The organism is Citrobacter sp. Igbk 17, from assembly GCF_028069775.1.
Lineage (GTDB): Bacteria > Pseudomonadota > Gammaproteobacteria > Enterobacterales > Enterobacteriaceae > Citrobacter.
In genome coordinates this window covers 69,819-89,551 of the sequence record NZ_JANEWI010000019.1, presented here as the reverse complement: position 1 = coordinate 89,551, position 19,733 = coordinate 69,819, and the positions used below count along the sequence as shown (strand labels likewise).

Genomic DNA, 19,733 nt, shown 5'->3' with positions numbered 1-19,733 from the left:
ATATTAATGTTTACATTAAATGAATGTGATATTTGTTCGTTAATTTATTAACGAGTTTATAAAAATAATGATGGTATTTAAGTGAGGTTACGGTGAGCAAATTACTCGGTGTGATCAAAGCAATAATTGGACAGGTTTATGTTGTTGACGCAAGTGGCGCACAGCGACGTGTTCATGAAGGCGACAGAGTATATAGCGGTGAAGAAATTGTGACCGGTGCCAACGGTGCGGTAAGTCTCTCTTTACCGGACGGAAAAACGCTGGATGTTGGTCGCAACAGCCACTGGGGCGATCATGGGCTACAGGCCAACTCTACTCCGGAACGTGATGCTCAGGATATTGCCGCCGTACAAAAAGCGATTGCTGATGGGGCTGACCCGACGCAGACACTGGATGCGACCGCAGCGGGTAATGAAGCGCCGGTGCAGTTGGAGGGCGGTGGGGGTGGTCACACGCTGGTCCAACTGGCCTTAACCGGACAAGTTGTTGATCCAACAGCCGGTTTTGACACGCAAGGGCTGGGGAGCCCGACCTGGGATATCAATCAGCCGGTAGGGGGAATGGACACAGGTACAGCCAGTGTGTTCCCACCCGAAGTGCAAATTACCGAGTTTGCGGGTAACGATGGCTACATTAATAACACTGAATTCCACCGGACCCATTTAAGCGGCACCAGTAACCAAAATCACGTCACGCTCACCTTCACCGATAGCCAAAAAAACACATTCACTGTAGATGTCCCGGTAAGTAACGGTCACTGGAATATCGATACCGATCTTGGCGCACTGGTACCGGGAAATGTAACCGTGGTGGCAATAGCGACCGATGTCTCGGGGCGGACCGCACAAACTTTCGACAATGCGTTGATTGATATTACCGGTCCACGTATCGATATTACGGTCGATAGCGTGACCCCAGATAACCTGATTAACCACCAGGAGTCTCTTCTGTCGCAAACCGTGATTCACGGGTCTGTCGGGGGAGATGCAAAGCCGGGTGATGTCGTGACGCTGGTTGTCGACGGTATAACGTATACCGGCACGGTCGACGATCCGGGAACGGGCATTTTGACTTACAACATCCCGGTCCTGACCCAAGGGCTGCTGAATGACCCGACGATTCATGCCTCCCTCACCTCTACCGATGATGCCGGCAACAGCACCACCGTTTCGACCGATCACTATGTCGATAACGATTTGTATGCACAGAATGCGGTGACCATCGGGACGGTGGCAAATGATGATGTCGTCAACGCTAACGAATCTCGCATGCCGACCATCATTTCTGGCGTAGCCAGCGGTGATGCCAAAGTGGGCGATCCGGTCACCTTGACGCTTCAGGGTAAAACATTCCATGGCACGGTGTTCGACGACCATGGCCAGCTGCGTTATGAAATTGTGGTGCCTTCCTCAACGCTGAAAGAAGGTGCAAATGATGTGCAGGTGACGCTGGTCAGCCATGACGCTGTCGGTAACGAAGCGATTGCCATTACGCACAAAACTGTGGTGCTGGATACCCAGGCACACAACACCCTGACGATTGACAATGTCACCGCCGATAACACCCTGAACTTCACTGAGCTGTCGGCGAATAAGCAGGTGATTATCGGGGAAGTGCGCGGGGAAGACGCGAAAGCGGGCGACCCGGTGCTGGTGGAGATCAGCGGCCATCAGTATCACGGCCAGGTGATTGATACCGGGAAAAATACCCTCGGCTACCGCATTGAAGTCGACTCTGCTACTTTTTCTGACAACGTCGGTCAGGTGCTGAAAGAGGTGACGGTACACGTCAGCGTCACTTCCCACGATGCGGCAGGTAACCTGGCAATTGCCACCGAAACCCACAGCGTACATCTCGATAACTTCGCGGAAAACGCGGTGCATATTGATACCGTCGCGGGTGATGACCTTATTAATATCAAGGAATTTTTAGCCAACGACGGGATCACGCAAATTACCGGTACCGTGACCGGCGTGGATGCGAAAGTGGGTGATGTGGTTACCCTGGAGCTGAAGGGGGGCGCGGTGATTCACAGTTCGGTTATCGCGCTGGCGGGCGGTGGGCTGGGCTATAGCATTCCGGTAAACAGCCATAAGCTGGTAACTCATCCAGAATTTAGGGTTTCTGTTACCTCTACGGACCCAGTGGGGAACAGCGTCACGCATTCTGAAACCAAAACCATCAGCGCCGACCTGTATACGCAGTCGCATATCACCATTGATGGTGTGACCGCTGATAACTTCATCAACATCAAGGAATCGACGGACAATAACGGCAAGACCACCATCAGTGGCACGGTAAGCGGCGATGCGAAAGAGCACGATACCGTTGAGCTGGTGATTAATGGTCAACACTATTCGGGTGAAGTGGAAAAGCTGGCAAACGGCAATCTGGTCTACCATATCCCCGTAGAGACTAAGGATCTGTTAGCCAACCCGCTTATCCATGCGAGCATTCATACCACGGACGATCATGGCAACGAAATGACGGCGGTGACGAAACATGTCGTTGGGCTGGATCTTAACGCCAGCGCCTCTATCGGCATTGATACCGTCGCCGGTGATGACATTATCAGTAAAGCCGAGTCCGAGCTGCATAAGGCAACCATCACAGGGCCCGTCGGCGGCGATGCGCAGAAAGATGATACCGTCACCTTAACCTTCAACGGTAAAACCTATATCAGCAAGGTTATTGAACTCGCTAACCACTCGCTGGGCTACCGCATTGAGGTCGACACAGACACACTGACGGATGGCAGCGACCAGAAGATCCATGTCTCCATCTCAACCGTTGACGAACACGGCAATACAGCAGCAGCAACGTCCGAGCATATGGTGCATATCGATCTGCACGCTGAGGCGAGTATTACGATTGATAAGGTGACTGCCGATAACACCCTGAACCATGCTGAACTGAATATGGCTAAGCAAATCATCAGCGGTAGCGTTGGCGGTGATGCGAAAGTTGACGATGAAGTCACCCTCGAAATTAATGGCTACAAGTTTACCGGTAAGGTCATTTCACTAGGTAATAACCATCTGGGTTACCGAATCCCGGTCGACTCGTCGGCATTCAGTGACAACCAGGGTGACCAGGATAAACATGTCAACATCAGGGCGACGGTTACCTCCCACGATGCGGCGGGCAACCTGGCGATTGCCACCTGCGACCACAACGTGCATATCGACAACTTTGCGGTAAACCAGGTGCATATCGATACCGTCGCGGGCGATGACGTTATTAATATCAAAGAGTTTTCCGCCAACGGTGGCATTACGCCAATCACCGGCACCGTGACTGGTGTTGATGCGAAAGTGGGTGATACGGTGATCCTGAAGCTGGATGGTGTTACGGTGATGCAAGGTGCCGTTATCACGCTGGCGGGCGGTGGGCTGGGGTACCGCTTCCCGATGAATACCCATATGTTGATGAGCCATCCGGAAATTACCGTGTCTGTTACCTCCACCGATGCAGAGGGGAACAGCGTCACGCATTCAGAGATGAAAACCATCAGTAGCGATATGTACACGCAGTCGCATATCACCATTGACGGCGTGACGGCTGATAACGTCATCAACATCAAGGAGTCGACGGACAATAACGGTAAGACCACCATCAGCGGCACAGTGAGCGGCGATGCGAAAGAGCACGATACCGTGGAGCTGGTGATTGATGGTCATCCGTACTCCGGTGCGGTGGTGAAGCTGGCGAACGGTGGTCTGGGCTACTATATCCCGGTTGACACCCAGAACCTGGTCAACGATCCGGTGATTCACGCGAGTATTCACACCACAGATGATCATGGTAACGAAACTACGGCAACCGCGGATCGTACCGTTGGGCTGGATCTGAACGCCAGCGCCTCTATCGGCATCGATACCGTTGCGGGTGATGACATTATCAGTAAGGCAGAGTCTATTCTGCATAAGACGATTATCACGGGGCCGGTCGGCGGCGATGCGCAGGAAGGGAATGACGTTACCTTAACCTTTAATGGCAAGACCTACCACGGCCAGGTCAGTAAGCTAACTGACGGATCGCTGGGCTACAGTATTGAAGTCAGCACCGATAACCTGAAAGATGGCAGCGACCAGAAGGTCCATGTCTCCATTTCAACCGTCGATGAACACGGCAACCCCTCAACGGTAACGCATGACCATCAGGTGCATATCGATTTGCACGCTGAGGCGAGCATTACGATTGATAAGGTCACCGCTGATAACGTACTGAACCATAGTGAACTGGATATGGCTCAGCAAATCATCATCGGCACCGTCGGCGGTGATGCGAAAGTTCACGATGTTGTCACTCTTGAGATTAATGGCCACACATTTACAGGTGAAGTTATCACGCTGAATAACGGTAAACTGGGCTATCAAATCCCGGTCGACTCGTCGGCGTTCAGCGATAATCTGGGTGACCAGGATAAAGATGTGACATTCAGAGCCACGGTCGTCTCACATGATGCCGTAGGTAATGAGGTCATCAAACACACTGACCATAAAGTTCATATTGATAACCATGCGGCGGCGGCGATCACCATCGATACCGTGGCGGGCGACGATATGATTAACGGCGCCGAGTCCGTTAAGCCGACTACCGAGGTGATGGGCACGGTTTCCGGCGATGTGGATGTCGGCTTTAAAGTTGAGGTTATCGTCAACGGTAAAACCTACGAAACCACCGTTCAGCACCTGCCAGAGCATAACGGTGCGCTGGGCTATAAATTGGATGTTCAGAGTAGCGATCTCGTCGCCAACCCACATATTACTGCGCATGTGGTGGGTCAGGATGTTGCTGGCAACACCCAGGACGGTCTGATGGGTAAAGATTTGCAGGTTGACCTCCAGGCGGATGCGGCCCTGACTATCGATCCTGTCACCGGCGACAATATGGTCAACGGCGATGAATCCCGTCAGCCGTTCACCTTTGTGACCGGGAAAGTCGGCGGCGATGTACACGTCAACGATACCGTTTATCTTACCGTGAATGGTCATACCCTGACCGGGAAAGTAACCGATCAGGGCGGGCATCTTGGATATAGCATTAAAGTCAGCACCCCCGACCTGTTGGCCGACCCGCATTTAACAGCCACCGTCAGTACCACGGATATCGCAGGTAACCCGGCAACGGCCAATGCGCAGACCACGGTGGTGATCGATACCCGTGTGGATGCGACGATTACGATTGACGCCGTTACGCCAGACAACACACTGAATGATGTCGAACAGCATCTGCCTACCACCTCCGTGACCGGCACCGTGACCGGCGAGGTTCATCCGGGTGATCCGCTGGTGATGACGATCAACGGCCAAACGTATCATGGCATTGTTGACGTGTTTAGCGGCAATCGGTTGGGTTACACAATTATCGTAGCGACTTCCGATCTGGTGGCTAACCCGCATATCGAAGTGTCGATGGATATTACCGACGCGGCGAAGAACCATGCTCATATTATGGCGTATCATGACGTTAATCTGGATAACCAGGCCCTTGCCGCGATCACTATCGATCGTGTGACGGGTGATGACGTTCTGAACGGTACTGAATTGCAGGTGCCTAAAACAACCATCAGCGGTACGGTGGGGGGCGATGCGCAGGTGGGGAATACGGTTCATCTGACCATCGGCGGTCACCAGGTCGATGCCACTGTGGTTGACCTGCCGAATCAGGGCACATTGGGTTATCACATCGATGTGGATACCCAATGGTTGCAAAACAATCCGCATATCACGGCAACCATTACCACCACCGATCCTTACGGCAATACCGCGACGGCGGATGCGACAAGCACGGTGAAAATAGACGATCGCGCCGAGGCTATCGTCTTTATCGACCCGCTGGTGACGGATGATCATGACGCGGTGATCAACTACAAAGAGGCGCATAACCCACTGACCACCGTGACCGGTAGCGTGGGCGGCGATGTGAAGGTGGGCGATCTGGTCGAACTGACCATTAACCATCAGACCTACTATGCGCAGGTGCAGGATGACCACGGTAAGCATGTATTTCGCACCGAGGTTTCAACGCTCGATCTGTTGATGGACCCGAATATTCATGCCGGGGTAACGGCAAAGGATGCGGCAGGCAACGTTGCACACGGGTATGCTGATATGCCGGTGGTGATTGACACCCTTGCTGATGCCGGGATAACTATTGATTCCGCCTCCAGTGGTCGACCACCAGGTAACCCTATTGCGAATAACCTGCTTCCTGGCAGCAGGCCGGACTTTATCGCCATAACCGGACATGTCGTTCCCGATGCGGTTATAGGTGATACGGTGACCATAACGGTGGGACACGGATTTGTCCTGACCACTCAAGTCATTACACTTCCCGATGGTCAACTCGGCTATCAGGCGGATATTGGCTCCGATAAATTCGCAGACAATGGCGATATTCTGGTGTCTATCACCACCCATGATAATCATGGCAACACGGCGACAGCAACAGAGCATAAATTTATCGATCTACCGTGGTTGCACTATACACCCGTGATCGGCAATACGCCTTACGGGTTCACGACGCCGCCAGTGGTCACGCCACCAACAACGGGTACGGGTACCACGCAGCCTCAGAAACCGCATGTCCATCTTACCGTGGATCCGGTAACGGGCGATGACGTTCTCAACGGCGCTGAAGCGCAAAAACCGACCACGCCGATTCGCGGTCTGGTCACCGGTGATGCCCACGTTGGCGATGTTGTGACCGTCATCATCAATCATCAGCCTCACACAGGTAACGTATTTGAGATCCCGGGGCTGCCGGGGGAACTGGCCTGGCAGGTGGATGTTCCGTCGTCCGAGCTTAAGACGCATCCGACGTTTGACGTATCCATTACCGTCAATAACGCTGCGGGCAGCGACACCTCGAGCGTGCCGAAAACCATTCAGGTCGATACCGATAATCCGGTCCATATCACCATGGACCCGGTTGCCGGCGATGACGTTATCAATGGCAAAGAAGCGCAAAGCGGTAAAACAACGATTAGCGGTACGGTCAGCGGCGAAGGTATTCATGACGGCAGCGTGGTGACGCTGCAGGTGAATGGCAATACCTTAACCACCGTGGTACAGGCCGATCACGGCCAATGGGCCTGGTCGCAGGAAGTCAGCATTAACGATTTGCGTAATACCCCGGACATTACCGCCTCGGTAAGCGCTACCGATGCGGCCGGGAATACCGGCACGGGCTCGACGTCAAAGCACGTTGACGTCGATCTCAAAGCCGATGCGGGCGTCACGGTCGATAATATTACCGCCGACAATGTACTGAACGCACAGGAAACAGGGCTGCCTACGATTGCGGTGAGCGGTTTTGTTTCGGGTGATGTCCACCAGGGGGAAAGCGTGACCCTGAAGGTTAACGGTCAAACTTATACCGCGATGATTGATGCGAATAAGCACTACACCGTTGATATCAATACATCAGATCTGGTGGCTGACCATTCCATCGAGGCTACGGTGACTGGCCACGATAATCACGGCAACGTCCAGGACACCAGTATCACCAAAGCGTTTTCTGTTGATACCACCGCGACGGCTGCGGTAACGGTTAATACCGTGGGCGGCGATGATGTGATCAATGCTGATGAGATAAAAGCCGGTACGGTCGAAGTCAGTGGCACCGTGGATGGTGACGTACACAAAAACGATAAGGTTTATATCACCGTTAATGGCAATCCGGTTGAGGCTACGGTCATTGAACTGCCGCATATGAACGGGCAGTTGGGATATAAAGCGTTCGTCAGTACCGCGGATCTTCATGCGGATCCGACCATTCACGTCAGCGTGACGGGCCATGATGCGGCGGGTAATAGCCAGACTGCGACGTATGACAAAACCGTGGTCATTGATGATCACGTGGATGCGACGATTGTGCTGGACACCGTGTCCAACGATGACGTGCTGAATAACGTTGAAGCCGGGAAGCCGACCACCACTATCACCGGTTCTGTGACCGGCGACGTTGATATTGGCGATTTGGTCACCGTCACCGTCAATGGCAAGGATCTGACGGCGAAAGTCACCGACAATGGTGGCCACAAGGTGTTCCACGTTGAAGCCAGCACGGTTGATTTGGTTCATGACCAGCATATTACCGCCCACGTTGTTGCCCATGATGATGCCGGTAACCGCCAGCAAATTGATACCGATAAGACGATCACCATCGATCGCGTGGCTTCAGGGACCGTCGACATTGGCAGCGTCACGGCAGACAACGTTCTCAACCATCAGGAGCTGTCAGGGCCAACGGTCACCATCACCGGCCATGTCGGCGGCGATGCGAAGGCTCAGGATCCGGTTACCTTAACCATCGATGGGCACAAGTATAGTGGCAGCGTTGTCACCCTGAGCAGCGGCGGTCTGGGCTATCAGATTGACGTGGATTCGGCGGTTCTGCGTAGTGATACGCACAAGGTCATTGATGTTGAGCTTGCCGGGCATGACGCGCCGGGGAACCCGTTCACCGCAAAATCGACACATACCTATTCTGTTGATGAGCAGGCCAACGGTGCCATTACCATTAATGACCACATCGCAGGCGACAACGTCGTTAACCTGAATGAATCGAAGTCAGACACGGTAATTAAATTTACGGTTTCCGGCGACACGCACCCGACCGATGTCGTTGATGTCAGTATCAATGGCAACAACATGAAGGCTACGTTAGTGCCTGGCTCCTCGACGGTTTATCAGGTTGCGGTTCCGGGAACGTACCTGAATGAGGGCGACAATAAGGTTGAGGTGAAAACGACGTTACACGATGGTGCAGGCAACACGTTAGAGGTGCACGATCAGAAAAACGTGGTGCTGGATACGCATGCTGACGGCACGATTACCCTCACCGATGGTATCGCGGGCGACAACGTTGTGAATCAGAAAGAATCGCTAACGGATACCGTGATTCGCGGGACGGTCACGGGCGATGCGCAGGCGGGGGGAACGGTCACGATCAGCGTTAATGGCCATGACACCATTGCTACGATAGTTGCCGATCCTGCGACCCATACACTGGGTTACCAGGCGGCGATATCGAATGCGTATCTGAACGAAGGCAACAACGACGTTCAGGTGAAGACGACGTTACGTGATGCGGCGGGCAATACGCGAGATGTGAGCGATCACAAAAATCTGATCCTCGATACTCACGCCGATGCCAGCATCGTGGTCGATAAAATCGCCGGCGATAACCATATTTCACGCGCTGAAGCACAGGATACCGTCACGCATATCACCGGTAGCGTAACGGGCGATGTACATGACGGCGAGCACATCAACGCGCTGGTTAACGGTCATCTGTATGATGCAACGCTGCATCAGGTGAATAACGAACTGCGTTATGACTTTGAGGTGGATACGTCGTCATTCCGTGCCGGGCATAACCGTGTGAACGTGCTGGTTGAGGCGAACGATAACCACGGCAATACCGCACACTATGCGCAAACGCTGAATGTCATCATGGACGATCCCACGCCGATCAAAGGTCAAGCGGTGGACAAGGGGCATCATGCGGCGGTTCAGCATGCCTTGCACGATTTGTTTGACGATAGTGCGCTGTCACTCTCCTATGCCTCTTCTACGAAGGTACATGGGACGAATGCGGCGCAGGGTGTTACAGACAAAGCGAAGAGCGCTCTCGATAACGTTGATCTCAGCGATTTGGCGCGTGAACTGCACGAAGGTGTGGACATCGCGAAATACATTCACAGCGGCGACGATCATCATCTGATTGCCAGCCCGGCGAAGGTCGCGCATGGGATTGATACCGCGCTGTCGGGTCACCCTGGCGGTGATTTACATTCCACGACGTATTCGCTGGATCACCTGATCGCTAAACCTGACCAAAATCACACTCACTAACGGATGCTCACTGCCCTGTGCCAACAGGGCAGTGCATCACGCAATATGTAAGGTTACAACATGAATTCTGTTCCACCAGATGCAAACGCTCATCCTGAAAAAGAAGGGGGGAGCAAAAGCGCGGAACTTGATAATCAACAGTTCCTGGCGATGCTGCAAAAGAGCGACCTTGAAATGGTGCGCGTACTGGACGACCTGATTTACCTGCTGATCCGTAAAGGGGTCATTGCCATTACCGATCTTCCGCCAATGGCACAGGTAAAACTGATGAATCGCGCAAACGCGCGCCAGGAGCTTGGTGGGTTAGAACAACTGCTGGGTAGCGATGACCGTATTTTTTAGCGTAGGCAGGCAGTCAGCGTGCAAGCCGGATAAGCGAAGCGCCATCCGGCAAACACAGTGCTAGTGTAATTGTGACAACGGTGCGGGCTCACCCAGTAGTTGCCCCATCGCGCCATCAATGCCTAATTCCTGCAACACCCTGAGCTCGCCCTGCGTTTCAACGCGTTCAGCGATTAATGGCAGGTCAATACTGCGCGTAGCGTTGTATAACACTTCAATAAACAACCGCTTATCGCTTTCCTGATCAATATTACGAATGTAGCTACTGTCGATTTTCAGCCAGGCAAGCCCCCACTGGGACAGATGACCGATCATATCGAAGCGGCTGCCAAAGTGCTGCAAACCCAGCGAGCAGCGATGCTGGCTCACGGCTTTCACAAACGCCGCCATTTGGTTTGGCCCTGGCAACTGATTTTCATCCAGTTCCAGAATCAGTTGACTGGCTAATCGTGGTGAATATTTCAATGGATTCAACAGGTCCGCCACCGTGTTTGCACTGGCGACGGAACTGCCGGAAATGCTCAGAGCGAGTTTTCCTGGCGCAGTTTTCAGCTGATTTAACGTCAGTTTCAGCATCACCCGGTCCAGACGATGGCTCCAGCCAAAACGGTGGATCCACGGCAGGAATCGACCAGCGTTAATGGTGTTGCCCTGTTCATCAACAATGCGTGACAGCACTTTGTAATGCAGAATGTTGTGCGGGTGCTGGCAGTCCACAACGGGCTGATAAACCAACTGGAATTGCTGATTTTCCAGCGCGTGTTCAAGACGCACAAACCACAGGTGCTGATCTTCGGTCGCCGTCGCCACGTCGGTGGTGGGCACGACCTGATGCTCAGTGTGTGTTTCTACTTCCACCAACAGACGATCGGCCTGAATCAGCAATGTCTGTGCATTATCTCCGGCGCTGAATGGCACCATGCTGGTATAGGCGACGGGCTGTTGGTCTGACATCCCGGTGGCATAAAAGGCCATGAGCTTTTGGCTAAGTGAATTGCTCAGTTCCAGCATTTCGCCGTGCGTGACGCCGGGGCAGAGCAGAGCAAACTCGCCCCCGCGAATACGGGCGACGGTACTGTTGAGAGACGCATATTTTTCTTTCTGCGCTGTCAGCAGGTTGGCGATATTGAGCAGCAATTTGTCGGTATGCGGCCCCCCAAAACGTTGGTTTAGCCCACCTAAGTCCTGCACGCGGATTAACATCAGATACCCAGGCGCAGTGTCAGCATCGCTCAGGCGTGCCTGAAGCTGCATATCGAATGCCCGGCGGTTAGCGATTCCGGTCTGGCTGTCGAGATAGGCTTCGTTGTGCAAACGTTCACTGTAGATGGCCTGCTCTTCAAATAATGACTTGAGTTTGGTTGCCATCAGATTCATCGCCCCGATAACACGACGCAACTCCGGTGTTTTGGGGAGTTCTGACAGGGTCAGAAACTCACGGCGGGTAATAGCTTCTGACTGTTTCGCCAGGTAATTGAGCGGTTGCAGCAGTTTGCGCAGCAGCAAAACACCAGCCCCCAGGCAAATGAGGCTACAGGACAGCATCCATAACAGATTACCTAACGTATTGTCCCACAGGCGTTGCACAGCAAAGATAGGATCACTGGTGACTTCAACACGTGCCGCCTGCTGCCAGCCACGCATGATTGTCGCTTCGCCGGTTTGCGCCGTGACATCTACCAGCTCAACAAACCAGGCGGGTACATTGGGGATCGATGCTGCCGCACTCCGCTCAAGGATGATTTTGCCGTTCTTCAGATCGACAATGCGGATTTTTTTGTAGTAACCGCTATCGAAAATGGAGCTGACCATTAGCTCAATCATCGCCGGATCGTTGACATTGGGGGTCAGCGAAACCCCTAACGCTGTTGCCGCATCCTGAGCATGCGAAAGGAGCTGATTGTTGGACTGATCGCGGGAGCTTTCCAGCGTCACAATAAAATTGCCGCTGAATACCACCAGCATAAAGAGAGAGATTGCCAGGAGTAACTGTTTGAAAAGAGACACAGGCGATTCCTATTTATCCATCGGGAAGCCCTCTTCCCGCATTTTTGTGAAAACTTGCTGCCAGCGAGAAAGTCTCTTGCTGTCGCCAACGCGTTTATTGTTCTGTGTGCCCGGGAGCCAGAGACCACTGTTGTTAAAGGAGTACACGGGTAATAAATCGGTACGCTGCGTGGCCGGTGAAAGGCTGTTCGTCAGGCTGTCGAGTACCAGCGGGACTGCGTCCGGCGCGGCATACCAGGTCAATACCATGTGCGCCCGGTTATAGCTCAGGGCTTTAACGTAGGTGATGCGCAGCTTCTCTTCGGGGACTCCCAACTGCCGGAGCGTAAAATATTTGGCGATTGCGTAATCTTCACAATCGGCCTCACCTTTGCGCAAAGACTCTACCGGCGTTGCCCAGTAGTCCACGCTGTGCCAGACCTCGCTGTCTTCGGCGTAATGTAATTGCGTGTTGAAAAACAGGTTTACGGCGCGTAATTGTGTTTGTTCGTCTGCATTTCGTAGTGTGATCAGCAACTGCTGCCAGGCATTGATTCGCTGTTGTGCGTCTGCGTGGGCAGGACCATACAGCGCATCGGATTTCTGCTGAATAGTGGCAAAGTCCCAGGCCGCACGCAGTGAGTTGACGGTGAGTACCAGCAGCAGTGCGCCAGATATCTGCCAGAAGCGAATGATTCGCTGAAGCGTACACGAACGGAAAATGTTCAATTGCTATGCTGGCAATGGACGGCGGGTTGATGATTTATATTTTTGCAGGAATCAGGCATCAGCCATTTTTTACGCAGCTGTGCATCAAGCGGTGAGGCAAAAATATTTTTCAGCGTACTGTTAACAAAGGTCACAAACTGCGGATCGTTCTTGCGCATCATAATGGCATAGTGCATATCACTGCCGATGGTCTCAGACGACACGCTAAATTGTTCGGGTTGTTCATCGTGGTTGATCAGCGGCCAGGACAGAACATCATCGAGGAATAATGCGGTGGATTCATTATGTGCCATTTTCTCGAACGCACCGTTGATGGTGGTGGTGGTAATCGTTGAGATATTGAGATGCTTCTCTCTGTTGACTTTATTAAATTCCAGCAGATCTTTTGAGCTTCCAGTCAGGCTCACTGTCCGTCCTTTTAAATCCTCAAGTGCGTCAATATTGTTTTTGCGCAACGAGATAATGCGCATTTTGGCGATGTAATAGTCAATAGAAAATGAAACGCTGGAGGTCCGTTCCGGCGCGTTAGCATTAACGCCACAATCCATATCTATTTTGCGGGTGTTCAATGCGGAGAAACGGTCCGCAAAGTTCACGGGAATATAGTGAACGGTTAAGCTGTTGAGCTTCAGATACAGGCGTAGTTTATCGGCAATGATGTTGCACAGCGCTACGGTGTAACCCGTGACTTTGCCACTTTTATCGGTGAAAGAGAACGGCGGTAGTTGACGATAGCCGATGTTTAACACGCTGCTGTACTGGATATGGTCAAGCGTAGCGGCGTTTTGCTGCGCTATCAGTGCAGGGGATGTCGCGACGCCAACCAGCAAGATCAGCCAATGCATCGCGCGCGTTATCCTTGTCATTTCATGATTAATTATATTTTTCATAATCAAAACTGATCTTCTTCTTAGCTGCGGTGAGTGCTTTCAGGTTATCTGACATGGGAATGTTTAAATTAATGGCGCCTGGCGGTATCGGAGACTGAAACCATTTAGTGTACAGCGCGGTAAACTCTTTGCTGGTCATGAGTGACGAGAGCGCACTATCAACAAATTCTTTAAATTCTTTATCGTGTAAAGGGAGCAACAGCCCGGCCGGAAGTGGGGCACTGAGGGCAATTTTTGACAGTGCATAATCTTCGGGATTGGTGGCCTGAGCAATCATCCCTTTCAATAATACCGTGCTGGAGATCAGGGCCGAATATTCGCCATTCTTGAGTTCATTGAAGGCGGCAACATTATTCGTATCAAGTTGAATGTTGATATCAAGGGCATTAGCGGTATTGATTTTTTGCAATTGCTCCACATAAATTGTGCCGCTTTTTACCAGCACGCTATGCCCGGATAGTTCGCCCAAATGGTTAATGCTGTCATTTTTACGCATGACATAGCGGGTGCTGGAAAAGTAAAAAGGCAGTGAGAATTCGCTAATGCTGTGGCGGCTTTTCGAATAAAAGGCAGGTATACACATGATGTCTGCCATATGATTTTTCATCAGTACAAACTGTGATGCCGAATTGGTCTTCACCCATTCAATGTTTAGCTTTTTAAGCTGTAGTTTTGTTTTGAGCGCGCTGACAATATTTTTGCAAATATCAATAGAATAGCCTGCGGGGTCATTACCGTTCTGCCAGGAGAAGGGAAACGCATCATCCTGATAGCCAAGGATGATGGTTTGTGTACTGGCAATCTTCTCCAGCGCATGTAACGACGGGGGAGATGCGGCCGTGCAACGTGTGCAAAAGGCGATCAGCAAAGAAAAGACCAGCAATACGCGTGTTGTGATGCGCAAGAAGTCAGACATTGCACGCCTCCTCTGCAAAAAGCGCTTCGCTAAAGGAGGACAACACGTCATGCTCGCGGAGTGGATAGCTGAAGAAATATCCCTGAACATGCTGGCACTCAATATCGCGCAGAATGTCCCGCTGATATTCGGTTTCCACCCCTTCTGCAGTAACCGACATATTGTATTTATGAGCGAACTGGATAAGCATTACGATCAAATACTGGCTGGCATTATCTTGCTTCAGCTTCTCGACCAGCGAGCGTGCGATCTTAATGCGGGTGAAAGGGTAGATCAGTAAATAATCCAGCGCCGCGTATCCGGTTCCTAAATCGTCCATGGCGATTTCGATGCCCAGAGAACGGATCTCTTGCAGTACGGGCAAGGCAATCGCCTTATCCAGTTTCTCCGATTCAGTGATCTCTATTTCCAGGCGTTCTGCTGACAGTTGGCTGTTACGTAATGCATCTTTAATCACGTCAACCAGGCCGGGGCTGTGTAGCTGATAGGCCGAGATGTTGACGGCAACCCGGATGTGTTCCGGCCATTTGGCTGCGGATTCGCAGGACTGGCGAATAATCCACTCACCTAAACGGACAATTAGGCCGGAGCTTTCGGCAATATTGATAAAATAATCAGGGTAAATCAGGCCTTTGGTCGGATGGTTCCAGCGGATCAGCGATTCATAGCCATAAACCGTTTCATCATGCAGATTCATAATCGGCTGGTAGTGAAGTTCGAACTCCTCGTTATCAATACCGTCGATGATCTCCTGGTTAATGAACAGACCGTGGGTCTGCGTCATCACCATGCCGTCTTCGAAGAAATGGAAGCAACCGCGGCCATGATGTTTGGAGGCATACATGGCAAGGTCGGCATTGATCATCAATGTGGAGGTGTTATTGCCCTGCCAGGGGGCTGTTGTAATCCCGATGCTGCAGCTAATGGAGAATGTGTGAGTGCTCCAGGTGAAGGGGGTGCTCAATGCCCGAATGATACGTTTCGACAGGCGGTTTGCTTCTTTGACGGCGTTCTCGCTGACCTGTTGCAGGATCGCAAATTCATCACCGCCCAGTCGCGCTGCCATATCGTTAGGTCCCAGTAGCAATTGCAGACGCTGGGCCACGCTGATTAACACTTCATCGCCTGCTTTATGACCGAAAGTGTCATTGACCGGTTTAAAGTTATCGAGGTCGATGAGCAGCAGGTTGAACTGCTTTTCTTCCTGATGGATTTCGCTGACGCGTTTATCCAGCTCAAGACCAAACGAAACGCGGTTAGGTAATCCGGTCAGCGAATCATGATGGGCCATATGCTCCATCTTTTGCGACATCTCATGCATGCGTTGCAGATAGCCGCGTTCTTTCATTGCCACACGCAGTTTTTCAATCGCACCGGCCAGATGGCCAATCTCATCGTCCTGGTCAAGGTAGGGCGTTATGCAGTCGGTTTCTTCATGGGCAATGCGGGTAATCGAATTAATCAGTAACGGAACCGGGCGGAATAACCGGCGCATGAACAAGGTACCCAGCGCCAACGTCACCAGCAAAATGAGAACAAAGATGATGCAGCTCTTTTTCAGCATCGCATCGTAGGCTGCGTACAGGTCGCTCTTTTTACCAATGCTGCTTATCAGGCTACCGAGGATTTCGCCAGATGGCGTCAAAATAGGGACTGCGCTAATAAAGCACTCTTCACCATTAATCTGGGCGAAACCGATGTAGTAATTGGCCAGCACGTCACGCGGCAGGTGTCCGGAGAAGGAGATAATGCCTTCGCCATCTTCCGATTTATTGTTGATGCCGACGTAGCCTTTCTCCGGCGTGTAAAGAAACAGCCAGGTAGGGCTGTGTGTTTGCACCGAAGCCAGCGCCAGGACGTCTACCGGGTTATAGCCGGTTTGCAGAATGGAGTCGGTATCGCCAATTTGTCGGTCGGAGACGATACGGGAGATTTGCCCTGAATCGCTGGTTTCAACCGACACGTTGGTATACACGCTTCTGATGATGTAGGTCATGATCTGTGCATTTGCTTCCGCCCGCTGAACCCACTGCTGCCAGGAGAAGTTGTCTATCAGGCTCCAGCTGGTAAAGGCGCCAGCGCCAAAAGCAATAACGATGCCCGCCAGCAAAAATTGCGTTATTTTGCCGGTGATCGAATGTTGCCACCCCTTTATAGCGCTAAGGGAAAACCGAGACGTTGCCACAGATTTTGTTAATTCCTGAAAAGATAGTGCTAATGCTGAATTGAATTTCTGCTATTACTTAATGGAATAGTATTAGATGACAAATTTGAAACGCCAAGCGTAACAAATAACTAACATTGAACAACGGTGAGTAATGACAAAAATAACGGTATGCGAATATAAATAATGCTGTTCTTTTCGTCAATAGGTAAATTTGTACACTAAAATACATTTTTCATTATCATTTTTACATTGTATTAAAGTTGACATTAACGGTGCCGGAGAATGTGTTTTTGCCTTCCGTAAGATTCGTAGAGTAATTATCATGGATGTTTGTTTTTGTGTTGTAGATCAGATGGTTGTTGTTTTTATCTTGACGCAAGAAGTTGTCTTTTTATCTGCAAAATGTCCATTTTTATCTATATGCGGGTGTTTATTTCCTGACTTGATGTGAATAAAATACGCGCTTCCTCATAGATCATTACTTTATGTTCTCAGTGCGCGGTCAATGTTGACAATTTTGCTACGGTTAATCGGCTGACCCAAAAGGAACTGTTTGCGACATTAGAGTCTGGATTAAAGTCCTATTGGTATAGTGTGTAGCGGATAAATTGTTTTGGACGCGATAATAAATACAATCACTGCGAAAAGCATTCGAGAATGGTGCCTGCCTCTTTTTTTACCCAGTCTTTTTTATCCGTTGGCACAATATCTTAACGGACACTGTATTTTCAATAATAATATTTTAACAGTTTACGATCTTAAGCTGGCCGTTTTTTCGGGCGCACTTGTCCTGTTTGGTTTCCGGGTTCTGCCAGGGTTTCTCCTGTTTCTTGTTCTTATGTTTGCTCTCGGTCCGCAAAATGAACACCTGGATGCGCTGTGCCTGATTCTGGCATCGACCTTAAGCTATGCGATATACCGGAAAGTGACGGGCAGACGCAGCTCAAGTAGCTTTGGCCGGGTCAAAATTAGCCTCAATCGTATTGTCTGGCTGTGTGGTTACAACATTCTGCTGTACTTAGTATTCGGCAAGCTCTTCGCTGTATTCGTGATCCACGCTTACCGCCCCGATGTCGCCAATTACCCGGTGATGAGTCTGGAAATGCTGGTGCGTGTTCAAGGGATCGTCAACGGTTGCCTGACCGGGATCCCGTTCTTCTACAAGATATTCCGTATCACTCGCCGCCCGTCTTACTTGTTTACGTTTGCTAAGTCGGTCGTCGGGCAGTGCAAAGGTAATGTGAGTTCATACGGCGTGGTTGCCTGGTGCGTGTTGCTGCTGGGCCTGATGTTTTGTTTAACGTCGCCGCCTAACCCAAACATCTTTTTCTCGTTCTATAGTCTGATTCTTCTGTTCCCGCTCATGCTGTGGGGCGCGATAAAAATTGGCCATATGTTCACCATGCCCGTATGGGCTGTGGTCCTGATTATCCTGGGTAAACATAACGAAAGTTACATCGCCAACGATGTTAACTTCATGCTGCATCAGGCGCTGGTTTCTACGCTGATCTTTGTCTTTTCACTGACTATCGTGATTATGGGGGCATTGGCCAAATTTACCCGGCAGCGGTTTAACCAGGCGTTGCTGTTGGGGTTGACCGATCCCATGACGGGGATGGCAAATTTACGTGCGCTGAAGACCGAGCTGTTTACGACGAAGAACGCGACAGTCTGTCTGATTCAGATCCCCGAGCTGGAGCTTTTTTCTCGCCGCTATGGTTTTCATTTTCGCGCGCACTATCAAAAGATTCTGGCCGATCATCTCCAGCGGTATTTGGTTGAAAGCGAGAAAGTCTATTACCACGCAGGTTATGATCTGCTGATCCGCCTTGAAGATGGTTCCTATGAGCGGCTATGCGATTTGTACCATGCCGCTAACGGTTTTCGCCTCTTTCACAATAACCAGCGGTTGGGTTTTCGCACTGGTCTGGGCTACTGCCTGATTAACGATATCAGCGATGATATCTATCAACTGGTTGGCAAGCTTGCCATGGTTGCGGGTTTGTCGCTAACCAACGGCAGACCCGAAAACCTTGAAGCCCAGCATAGCCGGATCCTTGGTGACCATATTGCCGATAAAACAGATATTCGTACCGCGCTGCAAAACGCGCTGGATAACAATGCGTTTGTACTGATGGCCCAGCCGATCGTCAGTACCCGGGGGGAGGCGCTTTATCATGAAATCCTGATCCGGATGCTCAATGATAAAGGCGAATTTATTCCTCCAAACAGTTTCCTGCCAGTGGCGCATGAAGCGGGGTTAGCTCCGGATATTGATTTATGGGTAATCGAAAATACCTTCAAAGCGATGTCCGATCGCCCCCAACGATGCTTCTCCATTAACCTGACTCCTGTCACGGTGTGTCGCTCAAATATTGTCTCGAAGATCACCCAGCTATTGCAGGATTACGGTGTGGATCCGCAGCGCGTTATTTTTGAAATAACCGAGGCGGATACGCTGTCGGACAAAGAACAAACTGTAGAAGCGCTGCATTTAATTCGTCAACTGGGGTGCCGGGTTGCAATTGATGATTTTGGTACCGGGTTTGCGAGCTATGCGCGTTTGATGAACATCGAAGCGGACATTTTGAAAATCGATGGATCTTTTATTCGCCGGATCACGGAAAGTGAAATCAGCTACTACATCGTTGAATCATTCTGTCGCGTCGCTGCAATGAAAAATATGCAGGTTGTCGCCGAGTTTGTTGAGAACGCCAGCATTCAGGCGTGCCTTGAGCAAATGGGGGTGGGGTGGTTGCAAGGGTATCACATAGGTAAGCCAACGCCGCTGCTCATGCTGGAATAGCGTGTGCAAATTTAATTATGACCAACAAGCG

General features: G+C 51.1%; 8 protein-coding genes. 3 read left to right on the top strand and 5 right to left on the bottom strand.

Annotated elements, in window-relative coordinates; translation table 11 throughout:
* Positions 1–92 precede the first annotated feature (92 nt).
* Both NNO08_RS13155 and NNO08_RS13150 read left to right on the top strand, forming a co-directional pair.
* Positions 93–9,866 (top strand): retention module-containing protein, encoded by a 9,774-nt coding sequence (locus tag NNO08_RS13155; RefSeq protein WP_271456884.1) that lies wholly within the window; start codon positions 93–95, stop codon positions 9,864–9,866.
* 60 nt (positions 9,867–9,926) lie between these two features.
* Positions 9,927–10,208, top strand: coding sequence for a hypothetical protein (locus tag NNO08_RS13150; protein ID WP_271442603.1), 282 nt, complete (start codon positions 9,927–9,929; stop codon positions 10,206–10,208).
* Between the two features lie 60 nt (positions 10,209–10,268).
* Here the strand turns inward: NNO08_RS13150 and lapD are convergent, their stop codons facing one another.
* The 5 genes from lapD to NNO08_RS13125 are packed head-to-tail and all read right to left on the bottom strand — an operon-like array spanning position 10,269 to position 16,914.
* Positions 10,269–12,215 (bottom strand): cyclic di-GMP receptor LapD, encoded by a 1,947-nt coding sequence (lapD, locus tag NNO08_RS13145; protein ID WP_271456883.1) that lies wholly within the window; start codon positions 12,213–12,215, stop codon positions 10,269–10,271.
* Between the two features lie 9 nt (positions 12,216–12,224).
* A complete protein-coding gene (gene lapG, locus NNO08_RS13140) occupies positions 12,225–12,917 on the bottom strand; it encodes a cysteine protease LapG (protein ID WP_442870782.1) in 693 nt (230 codons plus the stop codon).
* Between the two features lie 2 nt (positions 12,918–12,919).
* Positions 12,920–13,768: a transporter substrate-binding domain-containing protein gene (locus tag NNO08_RS13135; RefSeq protein WP_271456882.1), complete on the bottom strand. Its 849-nt coding sequence runs from the start codon at positions 13,766–13,768 to the stop codon at positions 12,920–12,922.
* A 28-nt stretch (positions 13,769–13,796) separates the two neighbouring features.
* A complete protein-coding gene (locus NNO08_RS13130; protein WP_271456881.1) occupies positions 13,797–14,729 on the bottom strand; it encodes a transporter substrate-binding domain-containing protein in 933 nt (310 codons plus the stop codon).
* Positions 14,722–16,914: a putative bifunctional diguanylate cyclase/phosphodiesterase gene (locus NNO08_RS13125; protein WP_271456880.1), complete on the bottom strand. Its 2,193-nt coding sequence runs from the start codon at positions 16,912–16,914 to the stop codon at positions 14,722–14,724. The genes NNO08_RS13130 and NNO08_RS13125 overlap by 8 nt, the downstream gene beginning before the upstream one ends.
* A gap of 820 nt (positions 16,915–17,734) precedes the next feature.
* Between NNO08_RS13125 and NNO08_RS13120 the strand changes: the two genes are divergently transcribed.
* Positions 17,735–19,702: a sensor domain-containing phosphodiesterase gene (locus tag NNO08_RS13120; RefSeq protein ID WP_271456879.1), complete on the top strand. Its 1,968-nt coding sequence runs from the start codon at positions 17,735–17,737 to the stop codon at positions 19,700–19,702.
* The last annotated feature ends 31 nt before the right edge of the window (positions 19,703–19,733 follow it).